The following is a 17,677-nucleotide window of genomic DNA, read 5'->3' as shown; positions in this document are numbered from 1 at the left end:
TGGCTGACAGTTCGTCAGGTTACAGCTAACCTGACGGTCCGTCAGCTCAGCTGTCAGCGGGGAGGGCCCATGGCCGGGATTAAGGACGCCACCGCCATCGTCGGCATCGGCCAGACACCCTTCGCGCGCCGTCTGCCCGACGACGAACGCACCCTCGCCTGCCGGGCCGTGCTCGCCGCTCTCGACGACGCCGGGATCGCGCCCGGCGAGGTCGACGCGGTCGCCTCGTACACCATGGAGGAGACGGACGAGGTGGAGCTGGCGAAGGCCGTCGGGTTCGGGGATCTGGCCTTCTTCGGACGGATCCCCTACGGCGGCGGGGGGTCGTGCGCCACCGTCGCCCATCTCGCCGCCGCGATCGCCGCGGGCCAGGCCACCGTGGGGGTCGCCTGGCGGTCCAGGAAGCGGGGCAGCGGGCCGCGGCCCTGGACGGACACGGCCGGCCGGCTGCCCACCCCGGCCCAGTGGACCCGGCCCTTCGGGCTGCTGCGGCCCGTCGACGAGATCGCCCTGCTGGCCCGCCGCTACATGCACGAGTACGGCGCCACCCGCGACCACCTCTTCAATGTCGCCCTGGCCTGCCGCAACCGGGCCAACCAGAACCCGGCCGCCATGATGTACGAGCGGCCGCTCACCCGCGAGATGTACATGTCCTCACGGTGGATCAGCGAGCCGCTGTGCCTCTTCGACAACTGCCTGGAGACGGACGGGGCGCTGGCCTGCGTGGTCACCGGCGCCGGGCGTGCCCGGGACTGCCGCCGGCGGCCCGTCTACGTCCACTCCGCCGCCCAGGGCCTGCCCGCCCAGCACCACGGCATGGTCAACTACTGGAACGACGACCCGCTCACCGGCCCGTCCTGGGCCGCCGCCCGGCATCTGTGGAAGCACGCGGACCTCACGCCCGAGGACGTGGACGTGGCGCAGATCTACGACGCGTTCACGCCCCTGATCCCCCTCTCTCTGGAGGGCTACGGCTTCTGCGCCCGGGGCGAGGGGGGCGCCTTCACCGAGCAGGGCGCCCTGGAGATCGGCGGGCGGCTGCCCCTCAACACCGGCGGGGGCGGGCTGAGCGAGGCGTACGTGCACGGCTTCAACCTCCTCAACGAAGGGGTGAAGCAGTTGCGCGGCACCAGCACCGCGCAGGTCCCCGGCGCCGCCACCTGCCTGGTCACGGCGGGTGAGGGCGTCCCGACCTCCGCCCTTCTCCTGAGGAGCTGATCCCGGCATGCTGACCCCTCTCACCGACACCGACGGCGCCCCTTTCTGGGAGCACGCGGCCCGGGGCGAACTGCGCGTCCAGGTCTGCGGCGCCTGCGCAGAGCCCCGCTTCCCGCCCCGGCCCTGCTGCCCGCGCTGTCAGTCCTTCGCGCAGGAGTGGCGGCCGGTGTCGGGACGCGGGCGTGTGTGGTCGTACGTCGTCGCGCACCCGCCCCTGCTGCCCGACTACGCGGCGCAGGCGCCGTACAACGTGGTCGTCGTCGAGCTGGAGGAGCATCCCCGGATCCGGCTCGTCGGGAATCTGGTCACCGGGCCGGGCGCGCCTCTCGGTTCCCTGGACCCGCACGGCATCCGGATCGGCGCCCGGGTGCGGGCCGTCTTCGCGGACGGGCTTCCGCAGTGGGTGCTCGCGTGAGCGCCGTGCGTCTCGACGCCTACGCGGAGAGCGGGGTCGCCGTCGTCACACTGGACCGGCCCGAGCGGCTCAACGCGCTGGATCTGACCGCCGTGGAGGAACTCACCGGTGTCTGGAGGGCGTTGCGGTTCGACGACTCGGTGCGGGCGGTCGTGCTCACCGGCGCCGGGCGGCGGGCGTTCTGCACCGGGATCGACCGGGACGTCGTCGTGCCGCAGCCCGCGTCGCCGTACATGCAGGACGATCCGCTGCTGCGGGCCGGACCGAAGGCGAACGACCTGTGGAAGCCGGTCGTCGCCGCCGTGGAGGGCATGGCGTGCGGCGGGGCCTTCTATCTGCTCGGGGAGTGCGAGTTCCTCGTCGCGGGCGCGGGCGCCTCCTTCTTCGACCCGCACACCTCGTACGGGATGGTCAGCGCGTACGAGTCGCTGCTGATGGCCCAGCGGATGCCGTACGGGGAGGTCGCGCGGATGGCCCTGATGGGGGTGAAGGAACGGATCGGGGCGCAGCGGGCGCACGCCGTCGGGCTGGTGTCCCAGCTCGTGCCCGAGGGCGGGGCGCTGGAGGCCGCCGTGGCGTGTGCGCGGGTCGTCGCCGGGTCTCCCGCCGAGGCCGTCCAGGGGACCGTGCGGGCACTGTGGGCGGCCCGGGAGGGGGCGCTGGCGCGGGGGTTCGCGCAGGCACCCCACCTGATCGCGCTCGGGAACCTGGACGCCGGGGCGCAGGCGGAGCTGTTCCGGGGGCGGCCCGGGGAGTACCGCACCCGGTAGGGCCTGCCGGAGGGCCCTCCGAGCTGTGTGGCGGGCGGGTCCCGCCGGGCGTAGCGTCTGCCGTGTGAGCGGCGGGGGCCGGAGGGCTCCTCCGCTCCCCGGACGACGGCCGCCGTCCGGATCCCCTTCCGTGCCCCGGTACGACGGCCGTCCCACGGCCCGGCCGACCGCCCCGCGGCCCGGCCGCCCGTCCTCGGCGCGACAGCCGGTCCCGTGGCGGGGCCTCCCCGGCCGCCGGGGTGACGGCCCTTCCCGGTAGTCCGGCGCGTCCCCGCCCCGGGCATCCGGTCAGGCCGTGCGGGCCGGTCAGGCCGTGCGGGCCGGTCAGGCCGTGCGGGCCGGTCAGGCCGTGCGGGCCGTTCCCGTGCCCTTCTCCGCGTCCAGCGCGTACACGCAGCGGTCCTTGCTGCACGCGTACACGATGCCGTCCCGGACGACGGGCGAGCCGGTGATCTCCCCGCCCGTGGCGAGCTTCCAGCGCAGGCGCCCGTCGTCGGCCTTGAGGGTGTAGAGGAGGTGGTCGGTGGAGCCGAAGTGGATGCGGCCCTCGGCGACGGAGGGGGCGCCGACGATGTCGCCGCCGGCCTGGAAGCGCCACTTGGGCGTGCCGGTGACGGCGTCGAGCGTGTAGAGGCCGTTGCCGCTGCCGACGTGGACGTGGCCGCCGGCCACCAGCACCGGCTCGATCGAGGCGCGGCTCTCGGTCGCGATGCGCCAGCGGTCGCGGCCGTCGGTGGCGTCGAGGGCGTAGACGGTGCCGAGGTAGTCGGCGAGGTAGACGCCGCCGCCGGTGACGGCGGGGCCGGGGGCGTAGGTGGGCGGACAGAGGAACACGGCCGGGGCCTCGAAGTGCCACTTGACGTGCCCGGCGGCGATGTCGATGGCGAGGACGCGGGTGCCGGCGCTGACGTAGACGTAGCCGTCGGGGGCGGGGGTGAGCCGGACGGGGACGCCGCCGCAGGAGGCCGCGTCGCCGATGGGGTAGGACCAGCGCTCCTCGCCGGTGCGGGCGTCGAGGGCGCGCAGCCGGGCGTCCTGCCAGACGTAGACGGTGCCGTCGTGGACGGCGGGGCCGGCCTCGGGGGACTCGAAGTCGGTCTGGGCGCCGGTGATCTCCCACAGCTTCTGGCCGCCGGCGGCCTCCCATGCCTGGACGCCGCCGCCGCGGGTGCCGGTGACGACGGTGCCGCGGTCGGCCTTGAGGGAGTACACCCAGGCGTCGGTCTGCAGACGCCACAGGTCGGCGCCCTCGCGGGCGTCGAGGGCGAACAGCGTGGGTCCGTCGGAGGCGTGGATCCGGCCGTCGGCGACCGCCATGGACCAGGCGACGTCACGGGTCTTGAAGCGGCGCCGGCCGGTGGCGACGTCGAGGGCGTGCACCTCGAAGGAGGTGACGTACACGAGGTCGCCGGCGACGGCCGGGGTGCCCCAGACGTCGTTGGACATGCGGAAGCGCCACGGGCGCCAGGCGCCGGGGGCGTCCGGGGCGGGCGGCTGGACCGGCACGGGGTCGGTGCCGTTGAGGCCGGGGCGGGGCTTGGACCATGCGGCGACGAGGCCCGCCTCGGGCGGCGGCGCCTTGACCGCGGCGGCGCGGGCGTCGGCGACGCGCGGGCCCGGGCCGATGGGCACGGCGGCCCCGGCCAGGTGGACCGGACCGGTGTCGGGGGCGTGGGCGGGGGCCTGCGGCACGGCGGGCGCGTGCGACGGCGGCGGCGGAAGATGGCCCGGGTGGCGTCCGCCCGTGCTGCGGCCGCCGCCCGCGGGGGCGGGCTTGGGGGCGAGGCGGCCGCCGCGGCGGGTCTCGATGAGGGCGACGGCCTTCTCGGGCAGCCAGGCGGAGGCGGTGCCGCTGTCGTCGGAGCCGGAGCCGAACAGATGCGGGGCGAGCTGCGACTGGAGGTCGGCCGGGGTGGGTCTGGCCGTGGCCTCCATCTGCATGCAGGACTCGATCAGGGGCCGCAGCTCGTCGGGCAGGCCCTCCAGGTCGGGGCCCTCGCGCAGCAGCATGAAGACGGTCTCGACCGGGTTGGCGCCGTGGAAGGGCGGGTGACCGGTGGCCGCGAAGACGAGGGTGGAGCCGAGCGAGAAGACGTCGCTGGCGCCGGTGACGCTGCGGGAGTCCTTGGCCTGCTCGGGGGACATGTAGGCGGGGGTGCCGACGGCCACGTTGGTCATCGTCAGACGCGTGTTCGACACGCCGGAGGCGATACCGAAGTCGATCACCCGGGGGCCGTCCTCCACGACGAGGACGTTGGAGGGCTTCAGGTCGCGGTGGACCAGCCCGGCGCCGTGGATGGACTGCAGTGCCTCGGCGACACCCGCCGCGAGCCAGCGCACGGCCTGGGCCGGGAGCGGCCCGCACTCGTTCACTATCTCCTCGAGGGAGGGCGCGGGCACGTACGCGGTGGCCAGCCACGGCACGGCGGCACGGGGATCGGCGTCGACGACGGCGGCCGTGTAGAAGCCGGAGACCGCGCGGGCCGCCTCCACCTCGCGCGTGAAGCGGACCCGGAAGAGCTGGTCCTCGGCGAGCTCCGTGCGGACCGTCTTGATCGCCACCCGCCGGCCGGACGCCGAGCGCGCCAGATAGACCAGCCCCATGCCGCCGGCCCCCAGCCGTCCCAGCACCTCGAACGGCCCGATCCGCCGCGGATCGTGCTGTGTCAGCTGATCCACCACTTGCCTGCCACCTCCCCGTACGGGCCGCGTCACCCACGTATGTACGCGACCCCGTGCAGCGTCTCACCACCGCACCGCCATGGCGGCACGCACCCCGATTCTTCCTGTCCGGACCACAGGTTGCGAACCCGGTGAGAATTGGGATGTCAGTGGATATACCAGATCAAAGAAGCCGGTCAGGGCTGTGCCGAAGCTCTCGTCAGCGTTCCAGCACCGCGAACGACGCCCCCTGATCGTCGCTGACCACCCCGACCGTGCCGTACGACGCCGGGAAGGGCCCCGCCTGGACCCGGCCCCCGAGCCGGTTCACCTCGGCCAGGGCCGCCCCGCAGTCCTCGACCAGGAAATGGACCAGGAAGTGCGGCGGCATCTCGGCCGGGAACACGTCGGTGACGGGCGCCCGCCCGAAGTCGGGCGCGGCCTCCGGGCCGAACAGGGCGTCGTGGAAGAGGCCGCCGTAGAAGGCGTTGGCGGCGGCGGTGTCCCGGGCGTAGAGCTGGGCCCAGGCGAAGGTGCCGGGCTCGTCGCGCACCCCGAAGCCGGGATGCCCGCCGGGCTCCCACAGGCCGAAGACGGCCCCGTCGGGGTCGGCGACCAGGGCGACCGTGCCCAGCCCGCCGAACGGCATCGGCACCGCGACGACCTGTCCGCCCGCCTCCCGGATCCGCCGGGCCAGCGTCCCGGCGTCCGGGGTGGCGAAGTACACGGTCCAGACGGTGGGCATCCGGCCGTCCGCCTTGTGGGCCAGCGCGGCCACCGGCTCGCCGCCCTTCAGGGCCAGCGCGGAGCCGCCGTACCACTCCTCGAAGGTCCACCCGAAGAGCTCACCGTAGAACCGTTTCCCCGCCTCCAGGTCCGGAAGCTGGGCGTCCACCCAGCAGGGAACGCCCTCCGTGCACCGTGATGCCCTGTTTTCGGCCATACAAGAAAAGTAACGGCCGCTCACGCAGCGCGCAGACCAGCACAGCGGCGCCCGGCCCCCCGAGCACCCCATTTGCAGTCGGCCGAATCGCGCTCCCATCACCCCTCGGTAAGCTGACGGCATGACAGGACAAGTGCGTACCGTCGACGGCCGCGTGGCCGGTCGGCGCGGGCAGGCGACGCGGCAGAAGCTGCTGGACTGCCTCAGCGAGATGCTCAGCTCCTCTCCGTACCGGGACGTCAAGGTCATCGATGTCGCCCGGAAGGCGGGCACTTCGCCCGCGACGTTCTACCAGTACTTCCCGGACGTCGAGGGCGCCGTCCTGGAGATCGCCGACCAAATGGCCGCCGAGGGCGCCGGGTTGACCGAGCTGGTCGAGGGCCGCAGCTGGGTCGGCAAGGCCGGCTGGCAGACCGCGCAGGAACTCGTCGACGGGTTCCTGGAGTTCTGGCGCAAGAACGACGCGATCCTGCGGGTGATCGACCTCGGGGCCGCCGAGGGCGACAAGCGCTTCTACAAGATCCGCATGAAGATCCTGAACTCCGTGAACAACTCCCTGGTCGAAGCTGTCACCGAACTCCAGTCCAAGGGCAAGGTCGACAAGGACGTCAACCCGGCCGCGATCGCGGGCTCGATCGTCGCCATGCTCGCCGCCGTGGCCTCGCACCAGAAGGGCTTCACCTCCTGGGGCGTCAAGCAGGCCGAACTGAGGCCCAGTCTCTCCCTGTTGGTCCACCTCGGCATCACGGGCAAGAAGCCCACGAAGTAGCCCGAGGATCTCCCCACCGTCTTGTCAGCGCCCCGAAAGGGGCGCGGGGACCTGCGGGCGCGGGGACCTGCGCGAGGAGCGACGGCCGGCGAGGACGGCGACGACCGCTCAGGCGGGCAGGGGCCGGTCCCGCACCACATGCTTCATCACCAGGGTCGACGTCAGCCGCTGCACCCCCGGCAGCGTGGCCAGCCGCTCGTCGTACAGCCGCTGGAACGCCGCGAGATCGGCGGTGGCCACCCGCAGCAGATAGTCCGGGTCGCCGAACAGCCGCTGCGCCTCCAGGACGTGCTCCACCTCGGTCAGGGCCCGCTCGAACTCGACGACCGTCTCCCGGTCCTCCTGCCGCATCGAGACGAAGACCAGCGCCTCGAAGGTCAGCCCGACGGCCGCAGGCTCCACCACCGCGCGGTATCCGCTGATCGCCCCCGACCGCTCCAGCTCCCGCAGCCGCCGATGGCACGGCGAGACACTCAGCCGCACCCGCCCGGCCAGCTCGGTCACGGTCAGCCGCCCGTCCTGCTGGAGCTCGGCAAGAATTTTCCGGTCCACGTCATCCATGAGGTAGATCTTCCCTCACTGTGCGAGAGGGCGGGCAAATTTCGGGAACACTTTCGGGCCATTCGCGCATAGCGTTCCCGTCATGGACAGCGGAGCCCTCCTTTCCTTCCTCGCGATCGACCTGCTGCTGGTGTGCGTGCCGGGCGCCGACTGGGCGTACGCCATCGCCGCCGGACTGCGCGGCCGCTCGGTCGGCGCCGCGGTCGGCGGCCTCGTCGCGGGCTACGCGCTGCACACGCTGCTCGCGGCGGCGGGCCTCGCGGTGCTGGTCGCGGGCTCCCCGGTGCTGCTCACCGCGCTCACGGTCGCGGGCGCCTGCTACCTGGTGTGGCTCGGCTGGGGCGTGCTGCGCCGCCCGGGCGTGCCGGGCGCCGACGAGGAGCCGGAGCGGAGCGGCGCCGCGGGCGTCTTCCTGCGCGGGGCCACGATCAGCGGCCTGAACCCCAAGGGCCTGCTGCTCTACCTCTCCGTCCTGCCCCAGTTCCTCCGGACCGACGGCGGACACCTGCCGGTGCCGGCCCAGACCGCCGCGCTCGGCCTGCTGCACATGGCGTGCTGCGCGGCCGTCTATCTCACCGTCGGCGTCGCGGCCCGCGCGGTCCTGCGCGCCCGTCCGGCGGCCGCCCGCGCGGTCACCCGCACCTCGGGGGCGGCGATGCTGGGCATCGGCACGTTCCTGCTGGTCCAGCACGCGCTATGACGGCCGCCTCCGTACGATCCTGAAGATCCGGATCTCGCGCTCCACCCGCGCCTGGTACGTGGCGTACGGCGGCCAGAACGCCAGCACCGCCCGCCAGGCCGCGGCCCGCTCCTGGCCGGCCAGCAGCCGGGCCGTGACGGGGATGTCGTGGCCCTTCCAGCTGATCTCGGCGTCCGGGCGGGCCATGAGGTTCGCCGTCCAGGCGGGATGTCCGCTGCGGCCGAAGTTGGAGCCGACGAGCAGCCAGGAGCGGCCGTCCTCCTCCGGCATGCAGGCCAGCGGCGTACGCCGGGGCAGCCCGCTGCGGGCGCCGGTGGACAGGAGCACGACCCCTGGCAGCAGCTGGGCGCTGAGCAGCACCTTCCCCCGGGTCAGCCGGTGCACGGCACGGTCCAGGGCGGGAATGACGTGCGGGGCGGCCCGGGCGAACCCCCGGGTCGAGGACACCTTCTGCACCAGACGGACACCGAGGCCGCTCACACCGGCACCTCCTCGCGGGTGAGGAGCCCGGCCGTCTCGGCGGCACGGGCCCGCAGCAGATGGACCGGACCGAGGAGCAGCTCGTCCCCGGCCGCGCGCTTGAAGTAGAGGTGGGCGTCGTGCTCCCACGTGAAGCCGATGCCGCCGTGCAGCTGGATCGCCTCGGCGGCGGCGGACCGCAGCGCCTGGAGGGCCTGCGCGAGGGCGAGCGGGCCCACACCGTCCTCGTACGGGGTCCGCGCGCAGGCCCACGCCGCGCAGTACGCCGCCGAGCGGGCCGCCTCCACCTCGACATGGACGTCGGCCAGCCGGTGCTGGAGGGCCTGGAAGGAGCCGATGGGGCGGCCGAACTGCTCGCGGCGGCCCACGTGTCCGACGGTGAGCTCCAGTGCCCGCGCTGCGGCCCCGACGGCCTCGCAGGCGAGGAAGGCGGCGGCCCCCCGGCCGACCTCGGCGAGCGCGGCGCACACGTCCGCCTCGTCGTCGCCGCCCAGCAGTTCGCCCTCCGTCTCGCGCAGTTGCAGCCGTGCCCGGGGCCGGGTCGCGTCCAGCGCGGTCTGCCGTACGCGGGTCAGGCCCGGCGCGTCGCCGGGGACGAGGAAGAGCAGGGTGCGGGAGCGGGCGTACCCGCCGGTGTGCGCGGGGACCAGCAGCAGCCCGGCGCTGTGCCCGTCGAGGACCTGGCCGGTCTCGCCGTACAGCTGCCATCCGCCGCGCCGGCGCCGTGCCTGCACACCGCCCGCGCGGCCGCCGCCCGACCAGGGCCCCCGGTTGCCGCCGGTGAGCGCGAGCGCGGTGGCGAGGGCGGTGCCGGGTGCGGCGAGGGCCGCGGTGAGGGTGCCGTCGGCGATCCGCGGGAGCAGCCGTTCGCGCTGGCTCCCGGTGCCGAGGGCGAGCAGCGCCGGGGCGGCCAGGACGGAGGTGGCGAGCAGCGGGGAGGGGGTGAGGCAGCGGCCGGTCTCCTCGGCGGCGAGGGCGAGTTCGGTGGAGGTGGCGCCGATGCCGCCGTAGGTCTCGGGGAGGGCGAGGCCGGGGAGTCCGAGCCGCCCGGCGAGGGCCGTCCACAGGCCGGTGTCGTGGCCGGCGGGGGTGTCGGCGGCGGACCTCGTCCGGTGCGGTCCGCCGCGGCGGCGGAGCAGGTCCCTCAGGGCGCGGCGGATCTCGTCCTGCTCGGGTGTGAAGCCGGCGTCCATGACGACCTCCGATCTGACGGAGCGTCATATTAGGGTGTCCGGGCGGCGATGCGAAGAGGTACGGACCCTCGACCGCCCGCCGGATCTGACGTACCGTCAGTTCTCATGGGTCACCGTGACGCGGCGATCGTGGGGGTCGCCCTCTCCTCCTGCGGCCGGGTGGACGACACCGGCCCGTACGCCCTGCACGCCGAGGCGGCCCGCCGGGCGCTGGCCGACTCCGGGCTCGACCGCTCCGTCGTCGACGGGCTCGCCTCCGCCGGGACGGGGCTGCTCGCGCCCGTCGAGGTCGCCGACCATCTGGGCCTGCGCCCCACCTGGGTCGATTCCACCTCCGTGGGCGGCTCGACCTGGGAGGTGATGGCGGCCCACGCCGCCGACGCCATCGCCGCCGGTCATGCGCGGGCGGTCCTGCTGGTCTACGGCTCCACCGCCCGAGCCGACATCCGCGCGGGCCGCCGCACCGGCGACCTGTCGTTCGGCGGCCACGGTCCCGCGCAGTTCGAGACGCCGTACGGGCTGACGCTCGTCGCCAGGTACGCGATGGCCGCCCGCCGCCACATGACCGAGTACGGCACGACGATCGAGCAGCTCGCCGAGGTGGCCGTCCAGGCCCGGGAGAACGCCGCCCTGAACCCGGACGCCCTGTTCCGCAGCCCGCTGACGGTCGACGACGTGCTGTCCGCGCCGATGGTCGCCGACCCCTTCACCCGGCCGCACTGCTGTCTGCGTTCCGACGGCGGCGCGGCCGTGCTGCTGGCCTCCCGGGAGTACGTCCGCGACTGCCGCACGCGCCCGGTGTGGATCCTCGGCACCGGCGAGCACGTCTCGCACTCGGCGCTCGGCTCGTGGCCCGACTTCACGGTGTCCCCCGCCGCCGTCAGCGGGCCCCTGGCCTTCGCCCGGGCCGGGGTGCGCCCCTCGGACATCGATCTGGCGGAGATCTACGACGCCTTCACCTACATGACCCTGGTGACCCTGGAGGACCTGGGCTTCTGCGCCAAGGGCGAGGGCGGGGACTTCGTGGCGAAGGGGCGGCTGAAGGTGGCCGGCGGGGCACTGCCGGTGAACACCGACGGCGGCGGCCTGTCCGCCCAGCATCCCGGGATGCGCGGACTGTTCCTGCTGGTCGAGGCCGTACGGCAACTGCGCGGCGAGGCGGAGGGCCGCCAGGTGCGGCGCCCGGACGGATCCCCGCCGCAGCTGGCGGTCGCCTCGGGGACGGGAGGCTGGTTCTGCTCGTCGGGCACGGTGGTGCTGGGCCGCGGATGAGCCGTCCCCACGACCGCCACCGGGCCACAGCGAAGATCCCGACGACCCGACGGCCCGGCGAACCGTCAGCCCGACGGCCCGGCGAACCGACGACCCGGCGGCTTGGCGGCCCGGCGAACCGTCAGCCCGACGGCTTGGCGACCCGGCGGCCCGGCGACCCGACGACCCGGCGACCCGGCGACCCGGCGACCCGGCGACCCGGCGACCCGGCGACCCGGCGACCCGGCGACCCGGCGACCCGGCGGAGAAGAACTGCACCCGTGACGGAGGAGCACGCCGGGGGCGGACCCGGCCGGGCCCGGGGAAGAGCACGCCGCTCACGACGGAGACGCCCGGGCGCCGAGCGGGAAGACCCCGCCGGGACGGGAACGGTCCGTCGGCGCCCCGCCCGGGGAGACCACCTGGGGCAGAGGCCCCCGGCGGAGAGACCCGACGGAAACGGGTGCGGACGTGGCGGCGGAGGCCGTCCGGGCGGAGGACGCCGCGGCCCCCGGGGAGGGGCCCATACTCGGGGCATGGGAACGGATCTCGATCAGCTGCTGCGGTCGTTGCGTGTGTGGGACCCCGACGTCACCGACCTCCCCGCCTTCGACCCGGACACCGCGCCGGCCGAACCGCTCGCCCTGTTCGCGCGGTGGTTCGCGCAGGCGGTGGCGGCCGGGCAGACCGAGCCGCACACCATGAGCCTGGCCACGGCGGACGGGGCGGGCCTGCCCGACGTCCGCACGGTGATGCTGCACGGCGCCGACGCCGACGGCTGGGCCTTCGCCAGCCACTCCCACAGCCGCAAGGGAGCACACCTGGCCGGACGACCGTACGCCGCGCTCGGGTTCTACTGGCCGGTCCTGGGGCGCCAGGTGCGGGTGCGGGGCCCGGTGACCGCCGCGCCGTCCGGGGAGGGGCAGGCGGATCTGCACGCGCGCTCGACCGGGGCGCTGGCGGCGGCGCTCACCGGGCGCCAGAGCGAGGTCCTCGGCTCCCTCGGGGAGCTGGCGCGCGCCTCCGAGGACGCCTGGGAGCGGGCCCGGCGCGAACCGGACGTCCCCGTCCCCTCCTGGACGCTGTACCGGCTGCGCCCCGACGAGGTGGAGTTCTTCCAGGGCGACGAACGGCGCCGGCACGTGCGGCTCGCCTACCGGCGCACGGCCGGCGGGTGGGACAGGGAACTGCTGTGGCCGTGACTCCCGCGCCGGCGCGGCGGGCTCACCCCGGCATGAGGCCCCCAGGCCCCCAGGTCCGCGGCCGGGCGGCACCCGGCGCACTGACGGAGCCCGGCGCACCGGCGGAGCGCGTCGCCCGACGGGGCGGCGGGGAAGGCGCCGGGACCGCCGGGGTGCGCCCGGCCCTCCCGCGTCACGCGGCCGGCTCCGGATCGGTGGCGAGCCGGGCGTGCAGATGGACGTCCCGGAAGGTCTCGCGGCGCTCGTCCTCCCACATCGCGCCGCGCAGCGTGCCCTCGTACGGGAATCCGCAGCGCTCCGCGACCCGGCAGGACACGTCGTGCCCGACCGCGTGCCCCAGTTCGAGGCGGTGCAGGCCCAGGTTGGTCAGCGCCCAGCGCGTGGCGAGGTGCAGGGAGCGGCGGGCGACGCCCCGGCCCCGCGCCTCGGGAAGGACCCAGTAGCCGACGCGGGCGGCGCTGACGATGGGGTCGATCATGTTGACGCCGATCTGCCCCAGCGTCGCGCCGCTCACCGCGTCCGTGACCCGGAAGGTGACATCGGCGCCGTCCGCCGCCCGCTCCGCCTTGGACCGCAGCGAGGCCCGCGCGCTCTCCAGGTTCTCGACCGGCCGCAGGGGGGTGTTCCAGCGCCGGAACTCGGGATCGGTCAGCCCGCGCAGCCAGTCCTCCGCGTCGGCGGCGGAGTCGGCGTCCCAGGGCAGCAGCCGCAGGCCGTGGCCGGAGACTTCGGGGACCATGCTGGTGAGGAAACGTTCATGCGTCGAGGTCATCCGCCCATTCAAGCGAGCCCGCGCCGGTTGTCGCCACGGAGTCCGAACACCGGCACGCCCTCCCTGAAGTCGACCTCCAGCTCCGCGCCCGCCCGCAGGCCGCCCGCCCCGCACCCCACGACCTCCGTCGTCATCCGCGGCCCCTCCGCGAGATCGACGACCGCCACCACGTAGGGCGTGCGCTCCCGGAACCCCGGAAGGTCGCTGCGGTGCACGACGGACCAGGTGTAGAGCACGGCCCGCCCGCTCGCCTCCTCCCAGACCACGTCCTCGCTCCAGCAGTGCGGGCAGAACTCCCGGGGGTGGTGGTGCGCCCGTCCGCAGGCCCGGCAGCGGCGCAGCAGCAGGGTGCCCCGTGCGGCGGCCTCCCAGTACACCCGGGAGAACGGGTCGGCGTCGGGAACGGCGGTCACCCGAACCACCCCAGCGCGCCGTCCAGCGACCACGTCTGCCACGACATCCCGAACAGCCCCACCACCGAGATCAGCGCCATCATCGCGTTCTGCCCCTGCTCCGCCCAGTCGTGGATCATGAGCGTGAAATACAGGGTGTTGAGCAGCAGCCCGCCGGCCAGGGCGACCGGCGTGAGCAGGCCCGCGATCAGTCCCAGGCCGAGCGCGAGCTCGGCGTGGGCGACGACGTGGGCCATCAGCCGCGGCCGCGGCGCGACGACCACCCGGAAACCGGACCGCACGGCGTTCCAGCGGTGCTCCGCCGCGATCCCCGCCGCCCACTCGATGCCGCTCCCGCGCTCGAACCACGCCTTCTTGTCCTTGTGCCGCCAGCTCTCCAGCCACCACAGCCCGAGCCCGACACGCAGCACCGCGAGCCACTCCGCACCGCTGAGCCAGACCGTGTCCATGACCGCTCCTGTCGACGGAGGGGGGCGAGAGCGAGCTGACGGTACGTCAGAAAAGGAGCGACGGGAAGGGGTGCGAGCCGGGGGCACCGGCGAGGACCGGGCATTTCTTCACCTTCCTCGCGCACCGGCGTCCCACCCGTGACCAATCCGCAACCAATTCCGGTCTTGACCGAGACCCATCAACGCGGTGCGTGATTACGCTCGCGCCCATGGCCGACTCCACAGCGTCCGCGCTCTCCACGGCGCCGAACCCCGCCGACCGCCCCGTCTACGTCATCGGCGGCGGCCCGGGCGGACTCGCCGCCGCGTACGCGCTGCGCGCCCGCGGCATCCGTGCCGTCGTCCTGGAGAAGTCCGACGCGGTCGGCGCGTCCTGGCGGCGCCACTACGACCGGCTGCACCTGCACACCACCCGCCGGCTGTCCGGGCTGCCCGGACTGGGGATGCCCCGCCGGTTCGGCCGCTGGGTGTCGCGCGACGACGTCGTGCGCTACCTGGAGAAGTACGCCGAGCACCACCAGCTGGAGATCGTGACCGGCGTCGAGGTCTCCCGCGTCGAGCGCTCCCCCGACGGCACCGGCTGGCTGCTGCACGCCACCGGCGGCCGGCAGCTCACCGGCGCCGCCGTGATCGTCGCCACCGGGTACAACCACACCCCGCGCGTCCCCGACTGGCCGGGCCGCGACGCCTGGTCCGGCGAGTTCCTGCACGCCTCCCGCTACCGCAACGCCGAGCCCTTCGCCGGCCGTGACGTCCTCGTCGTCGGCATCGGCAACACCGGCGCCGAGATCGCCGTCGACCTGGCCGAGGGCGGCGCGAAGCGGGTACGGCTGGCCGTGCGCACGGCCCCGCACATCCTGCGCCGCTCCACGGCCGGCTGGGCCTCCCAGTACACGGGCGTGCTCGTGCGGCGCCTGCCGGTCGGCCTCGTGGACCGGATGGCCCGGCCGGTGACCCGGCTGAGCGTGCCGGACCTCTCCGCGTACGGACTGCCCCGCCCCGAGGCCGGCCTGTACAGCAGGGTCACCGAGGGCTCCATCCCCGTCCAGGACGTCGGCCTCGTCGACGCGGTCCGCCACGGGCGGGTGGAGATCGTGGCCGCCGTCGACTCCTTCGAGGACGGTGCCGTCGTCCTCGCCGACGGCACCCGCGTCACCCCCGACGCCGTCGTCGCCGCCACCGGCTACACCCGCGCCCTGGAGGACCTGGTCGGCCACCTCGGCGTCCTCGGCCCCCGCGGCAGGCCCCTCGTCCACGGCGCGCGCACCCCGTCGGACGCGCCCGGCCTCTACTTCACCGGCTTCACCAACCCCATCAGCGGCATGTTCCGCGAACTCGCCCTGGACGCCGGGAAGATAGCCAGGAGGATCGCCGGGAAGGCCGGCCCGGAGGTCTCCCGGCTGCCCCGGTGAGCGGTCTCCCGGCTGCCCGAGTGAGCGGTCTCCCGGCTGCCCGAGTGAGCGGTCTCCCGGCTGCCCGGGTGAGCGGACACCGGCGCACCGGGCGGCAGTCCGCCCGCCCCGGCCGTCACCGCAAGGACGCCTTTCCTCCGGGCTTCACAAGCTTTGGCCGCACGGGCAGTTCCTGACATTGTGCCGATTCAGTAATCTGACAGAGCGTCAGTTACTGGAGCTGTCACGACAGGAGCGGCGGACCGATGCTCGGATCAACGCACGGCACCCTCACCACCGACTCCCGCCGGGCCCGCGTGATCGCCTGCGGCGAGCACCGTCCCGGGCCCGCCGTCCACGGGCGGGCGGCCGACGACCTCGACGTCAGCGGACGGCCGCTGCACGCCGACATACCCGATCTGGACCGTCTCTTCCGCCCCGGCTCCGTCGCCGTGATCGGCGCCTCGGACACCGAGGGGCGCCCGAACACCGGGGTCACCAGGCAGCTGCTGGCCTGGGCCGGGCGGACGGGCGCCCGGCTGCACCCGGTCCATCCCGGCCGTTCCCATGTCTTCGGCATCCCCTGCGCCGCCTCCGTGCGCGACCTGCCCGAACAGGTCGACGTCGCCGTGCTGCTGATCGCCGACCCCCTTCCGGTGATCGAGGAACTCGCCGAGGCGAAGGCCCGGTTCGCGGTCGTCTTCGCCTCCGGTTTCGCGGAGACGGGCCCGGCGGGCGCGGCCGCCCAGGCACGGCTGGCCGCCGCGACCGGCCGCTCGGGGATGCGGCTGCTGGGACCGAACACCAACCTCAACGCCTTCGAGCAGTTCCGCGAGGACCTCGGCGGGCCGGCGATCGCGCTCGTCACCCAGTCCGGACACCAGGGCCGGCCGGTCTTCGCCCTCCAGGAGCTGGGCGTACGGCTCTCCCACTGGGCCCCGACCGGCAACGAGGCCGACCTGGAGACCGCCGACTTCATCTCCTACTTCGCCGAGCAGCCCGAGGTCGGTGCCGTCGCCGCGTACATGGAGGGCCTGAAGGACGGGCGTGCCTTCCTCCTCGCCGCCGACCGGGCCGCCCGGCGCGCGGTCCCCGTCGTCGCGGTCAAGGTGGGCCGCACCGAGACCGGCGCCCGCACGGCCGCCTCGCACACCGGCAGGCTGACCGGGTCGGACGACGTCGTGGACGCGGCGATGCGGCAGTTCGGCGTGATCCGGGTGGACTCCCTCGACGAACTCCAGGACACCGCGGCCCTGCTGGCCCGCGCACGGCCTCCGCGCGCCGACGGGGTCGCGGTCTATTCGATCTCGGGCGGCACGGGTGCGCACGTCGCCGACCTCGCGACGGGCCTCGGTCTGCGGCTGCCGGTGCTGTCGCAGGCCCGGCAGGCGGAGCTGCACCGGTGGATCCCCGGCTATCTGAACGTGGCCAACCCGGTCGACAGCGGCGGCCACCCGGTGGGCGACGAGCGCGGCCGGAAGATCATCGACTCGCTGCTGGACGACCCCGAGGTGGGGGTGCTGGTCTGCCCGGTCACCGGGCCCTTCCCGCCGCTGAGCGACCGGCTCGTGCGGGACCTGGTGGACGCGGCGGAGCGGACGGACAAGCTGGTGTGCGTGGTGTGGGGTTCGCCGGTGGGCACCGAGCCGGCCTACCGGGAGGTGCTGCTCGGCTCCTCCCGGGTGGCGACCTTCCGCACCGTGGGCAACTGCCTGTCGGCCGTGCGCGCCTACCTCGCCCATCACCGCTTCGTGCGCGACTACCGCTCCCCCTTCGACGAGGCCCCGCGCACACCGTCGCCGTCCTGCCGCAAGGCACGCGAACTGCTGCGGCAGAGCGGCCGGCTGAGCGAGCACGCGGCCAAGCAGCTGCTGCGGGCGTACGGGATCAGGGTCCCGCGCGAACAGCTCGTGACCAGCGCGGCGGCCGCCGTGCGCGCGGCCGGGCTGGTGGGCTACCCGGTGGTGATGAAGGCGTCCGGCGCCCGGATCGCCCACAAGAGCGAGCTGGGCCTGGTGAAGGTCGGGCTGACCTCGGCCGCCCAGGTCCGGGACGCCTACCGGGAGCTGACCGACATCGCCCGCTACGAGGGGGTCGCGCTGGACGGCGTCCTGGTGTGCCAGATGATCGAGCACGGCGTGGAGATGGTGGTGGGCGTCTCGCACGACGACCTGTTCGGCCCGACGGTGACGGTCGGGCTGGGCGGCGTGCTGGTGGAGGTGCTGCGGGACACGGCCGTGCGTGTGCCGCCCTTCGGCGAGGAGCAGGCGCGGGACATGCTGGCCGAGCTGCGCGGGCGGGCCCTGCTGGACGGGGTGCGGGGGCGGCCCCCGGCCGATGTGGAGGCGCTCGTGGAGGTGGTCCTGCGGGTGCAGCGCATGGCGCTGGAGCTGGGGGACGACCTCGCCGAGCTCGACATCAACCCGCTGATGGTGCTGCCCCGGGGCCAGGGCGCGGTCGCACTGGACGCGCTGGCGGTGTGCCGCTGA

General features: G+C 74.6%; 17 protein-coding genes. 9 read left to right on the top strand and 8 right to left on the bottom strand.

Annotated features, from left to right (window positions below):
* The first annotated feature begins 69 nt into the window (after positions 1 to 69).
* The 3 genes from ACIQGV_RS26185 to ACIQGV_RS26175 are packed head-to-tail and all read left to right on the top strand — an operon-like array spanning position 70 to position 2,403.
* Positions 70 to 1,218, top strand: coding sequence for a lipid-transfer protein (locus ACIQGV_RS26185; protein ID WP_402498132.1), 1,149 nt, complete (start codon positions 70 to 72; stop codon positions 1,216 to 1,218).
* 7 nt (positions 1,219 to 1,225) lie between these two features.
* Positions 1,226 to 1,633 (top strand): Zn-ribbon domain-containing OB-fold protein, encoded by a 408-nt coding sequence (locus ACIQGV_RS26180; protein WP_402498129.1) that lies wholly within the window; start codon positions 1,226 to 1,228, stop codon positions 1,631 to 1,633.
* Complete coding sequence (locus ACIQGV_RS26175; protein WP_402498127.1) at positions 1,630 to 2,403, top strand: enoyl-CoA hydratase/isomerase family protein; 774 nt, start codon at positions 1,630 to 1,632, stop codon at positions 2,401 to 2,403. Before ACIQGV_RS26180 ends, ACIQGV_RS26175 begins: the two co-directional genes overlap by 4 nt.
* A gap of 342 nt (positions 2,404 to 2,745) precedes the next feature.
* Here the strand turns inward: ACIQGV_RS26175 and ACIQGV_RS26170 are convergent, their stop codons facing one another.
* Both ACIQGV_RS26170 and ACIQGV_RS26165 read right to left on the bottom strand, forming a co-directional pair.
* Entirely contained in the window at positions 2,746 to 5,085 is a 2,340-nt protein-coding gene (locus ACIQGV_RS26170) for a PQQ-binding-like beta-propeller repeat protein (RefSeq protein WP_402498125.1), read from the bottom strand.
* Positions 5,086 to 5,284: 199 nt separating this feature from the next.
* On the bottom strand, positions 5,285 to 6,007 hold the full coding sequence (locus tag ACIQGV_RS26165) for a VOC family protein (RefSeq protein ID WP_402498123.1): 723 nt from the start codon (positions 6,005 to 6,007) through the stop codon (positions 5,285 to 5,287).
* Between the two features lie 133 nt (positions 6,008 to 6,140).
* On the opposite strand from ACIQGV_RS26165, the gene ACIQGV_RS26160 reads away from it, so the two are divergent.
* Positions 6,141 to 6,776: a TetR family transcriptional regulator gene (locus tag ACIQGV_RS26160; protein WP_402498245.1), complete on the top strand. Its 636-nt coding sequence runs from the start codon at positions 6,141 to 6,143 to the stop codon at positions 6,774 to 6,776.
* A 108-nt stretch (positions 6,777 to 6,884) separates the two neighbouring features.
* On the opposite strand, the gene ACIQGV_RS26155 is transcribed toward ACIQGV_RS26160, so the two are convergent.
* Positions 6,885 to 7,337 (bottom strand): Lrp/AsnC family transcriptional regulator, encoded by a 453-nt coding sequence (locus tag ACIQGV_RS26155; RefSeq protein ID WP_402498121.1) that lies wholly within the window; start codon positions 7,335 to 7,337, stop codon positions 6,885 to 6,887.
* Positions 7,338 to 7,419: 82 nt separating this feature from the next.
* Between ACIQGV_RS26155 and ACIQGV_RS26150 the strand changes: the two genes are divergently transcribed.
* Entirely contained in the window at positions 7,420 to 8,037 is a 618-nt protein-coding gene (locus tag ACIQGV_RS26150; protein WP_402498119.1) for a LysE family translocator, read from the top strand.
* On the opposite strand, the gene ACIQGV_RS26145 is transcribed toward ACIQGV_RS26150, so the two are convergent.
* Together ACIQGV_RS26145 and ACIQGV_RS26140 are read right to left on the bottom strand one after the other, a co-directional pair.
* Positions 8,032 to 8,517 (bottom strand): nitroreductase family deazaflavin-dependent oxidoreductase, encoded by a 486-nt coding sequence (locus ACIQGV_RS26145; protein WP_402498117.1) that lies wholly within the window; start codon positions 8,515 to 8,517, stop codon positions 8,032 to 8,034. The two genes, ACIQGV_RS26150 and ACIQGV_RS26145, sit on opposite strands and share 6 nt — an antisense overlap.
* Positions 8,514 to 9,710 (bottom strand): acyl-CoA dehydrogenase family protein, encoded by a 1,197-nt coding sequence (locus tag ACIQGV_RS26140; RefSeq protein WP_402498114.1) that lies wholly within the window; start codon positions 9,708 to 9,710, stop codon positions 8,514 to 8,516. Before ACIQGV_RS26140 ends, ACIQGV_RS26145 begins: the two co-directional genes overlap by 4 nt.
* A gap of 105 nt (positions 9,711 to 9,815) precedes the next feature.
* Here ACIQGV_RS26140 and ACIQGV_RS26135 point away from each other — a divergent pair, with 105 nt between their 5' ends.
* Together ACIQGV_RS26135 and ACIQGV_RS26130 are read left to right on the top strand one after the other, a co-directional pair.
* The gene (locus tag ACIQGV_RS26135; protein WP_402498113.1) at positions 9,816 to 10,982 is read left to right on the top strand and encodes a thiolase C-terminal domain-containing protein; all 1,167 of its coding nucleotides are present in this window, start codon (positions 9,816 to 9,818) and stop codon (positions 10,980 to 10,982) included.
* 515 nt (positions 10,983 to 11,497) lie between these two features.
* Positions 11,498 to 12,163 (top strand): pyridoxal 5'-phosphate synthase, encoded by a 666-nt coding sequence (locus ACIQGV_RS26130; RefSeq protein ID WP_402498110.1) that lies wholly within the window; start codon positions 11,498 to 11,500, stop codon positions 12,161 to 12,163.
* A gap of 172 nt (positions 12,164 to 12,335) precedes the next feature.
* Here ACIQGV_RS26130 and ACIQGV_RS26125 read toward each other — a convergent pair whose 3' ends face one another.
* The 3 genes from ACIQGV_RS26125 to ACIQGV_RS26115 are packed head-to-tail and all read right to left on the bottom strand — an operon-like array spanning position 12,336 to position 13,797.
* Positions 12,336 to 12,935, bottom strand: a complete 600-nt coding sequence (locus ACIQGV_RS26125; protein WP_402498108.1) for a GNAT family N-acetyltransferase — start codon at positions 12,933 to 12,935, stop codon at positions 12,336 to 12,338.
* 8 nt (positions 12,936 to 12,943) lie between these two features.
* A complete protein-coding gene (locus ACIQGV_RS26120) occupies positions 12,944 to 13,348 on the bottom strand; it encodes a Zn-ribbon domain-containing OB-fold protein (protein WP_402498106.1) in 405 nt (134 codons plus the stop codon).
* Entirely contained in the window at positions 13,345 to 13,797 is a 453-nt protein-coding gene (locus ACIQGV_RS26115) for a DoxX family protein (protein WP_402498103.1), read from the bottom strand. The genes ACIQGV_RS26120 and ACIQGV_RS26115 overlap by 4 nt, the downstream gene beginning before the upstream one ends.
* A 209-nt stretch (positions 13,798 to 14,006) precedes the next feature.
* Between ACIQGV_RS26115 and ACIQGV_RS26110 the strand changes: the two genes are divergently transcribed.
* A complete protein-coding gene (locus ACIQGV_RS26110) occupies positions 14,007 to 15,209 on the top strand; it encodes a flavin-containing monooxygenase (protein WP_402498101.1) in 1,203 nt (400 codons plus the stop codon).
* A gap of 245 nt (positions 15,210 to 15,454) precedes the next feature.
* Positions 15,455 to 17,677: an acetate--CoA ligase family protein gene (locus ACIQGV_RS26105; protein ID WP_402498099.1), complete on the top strand. Its 2,223-nt coding sequence runs from the start codon at positions 15,455 to 15,457 to the stop codon at positions 17,675 to 17,677.

The organism is Streptomyces sp. NPDC093094 (genome assembly GCF_044754345.1).
Taxonomy (GTDB): Bacteria; Actinomycetota; Actinomycetes; order Streptomycetales; family Streptomycetaceae; genus Streptomyces.
Note: the sequence above shows the minus strand (reverse complement) of the source record. Positions and strands in the feature narration are given on the sequence as shown.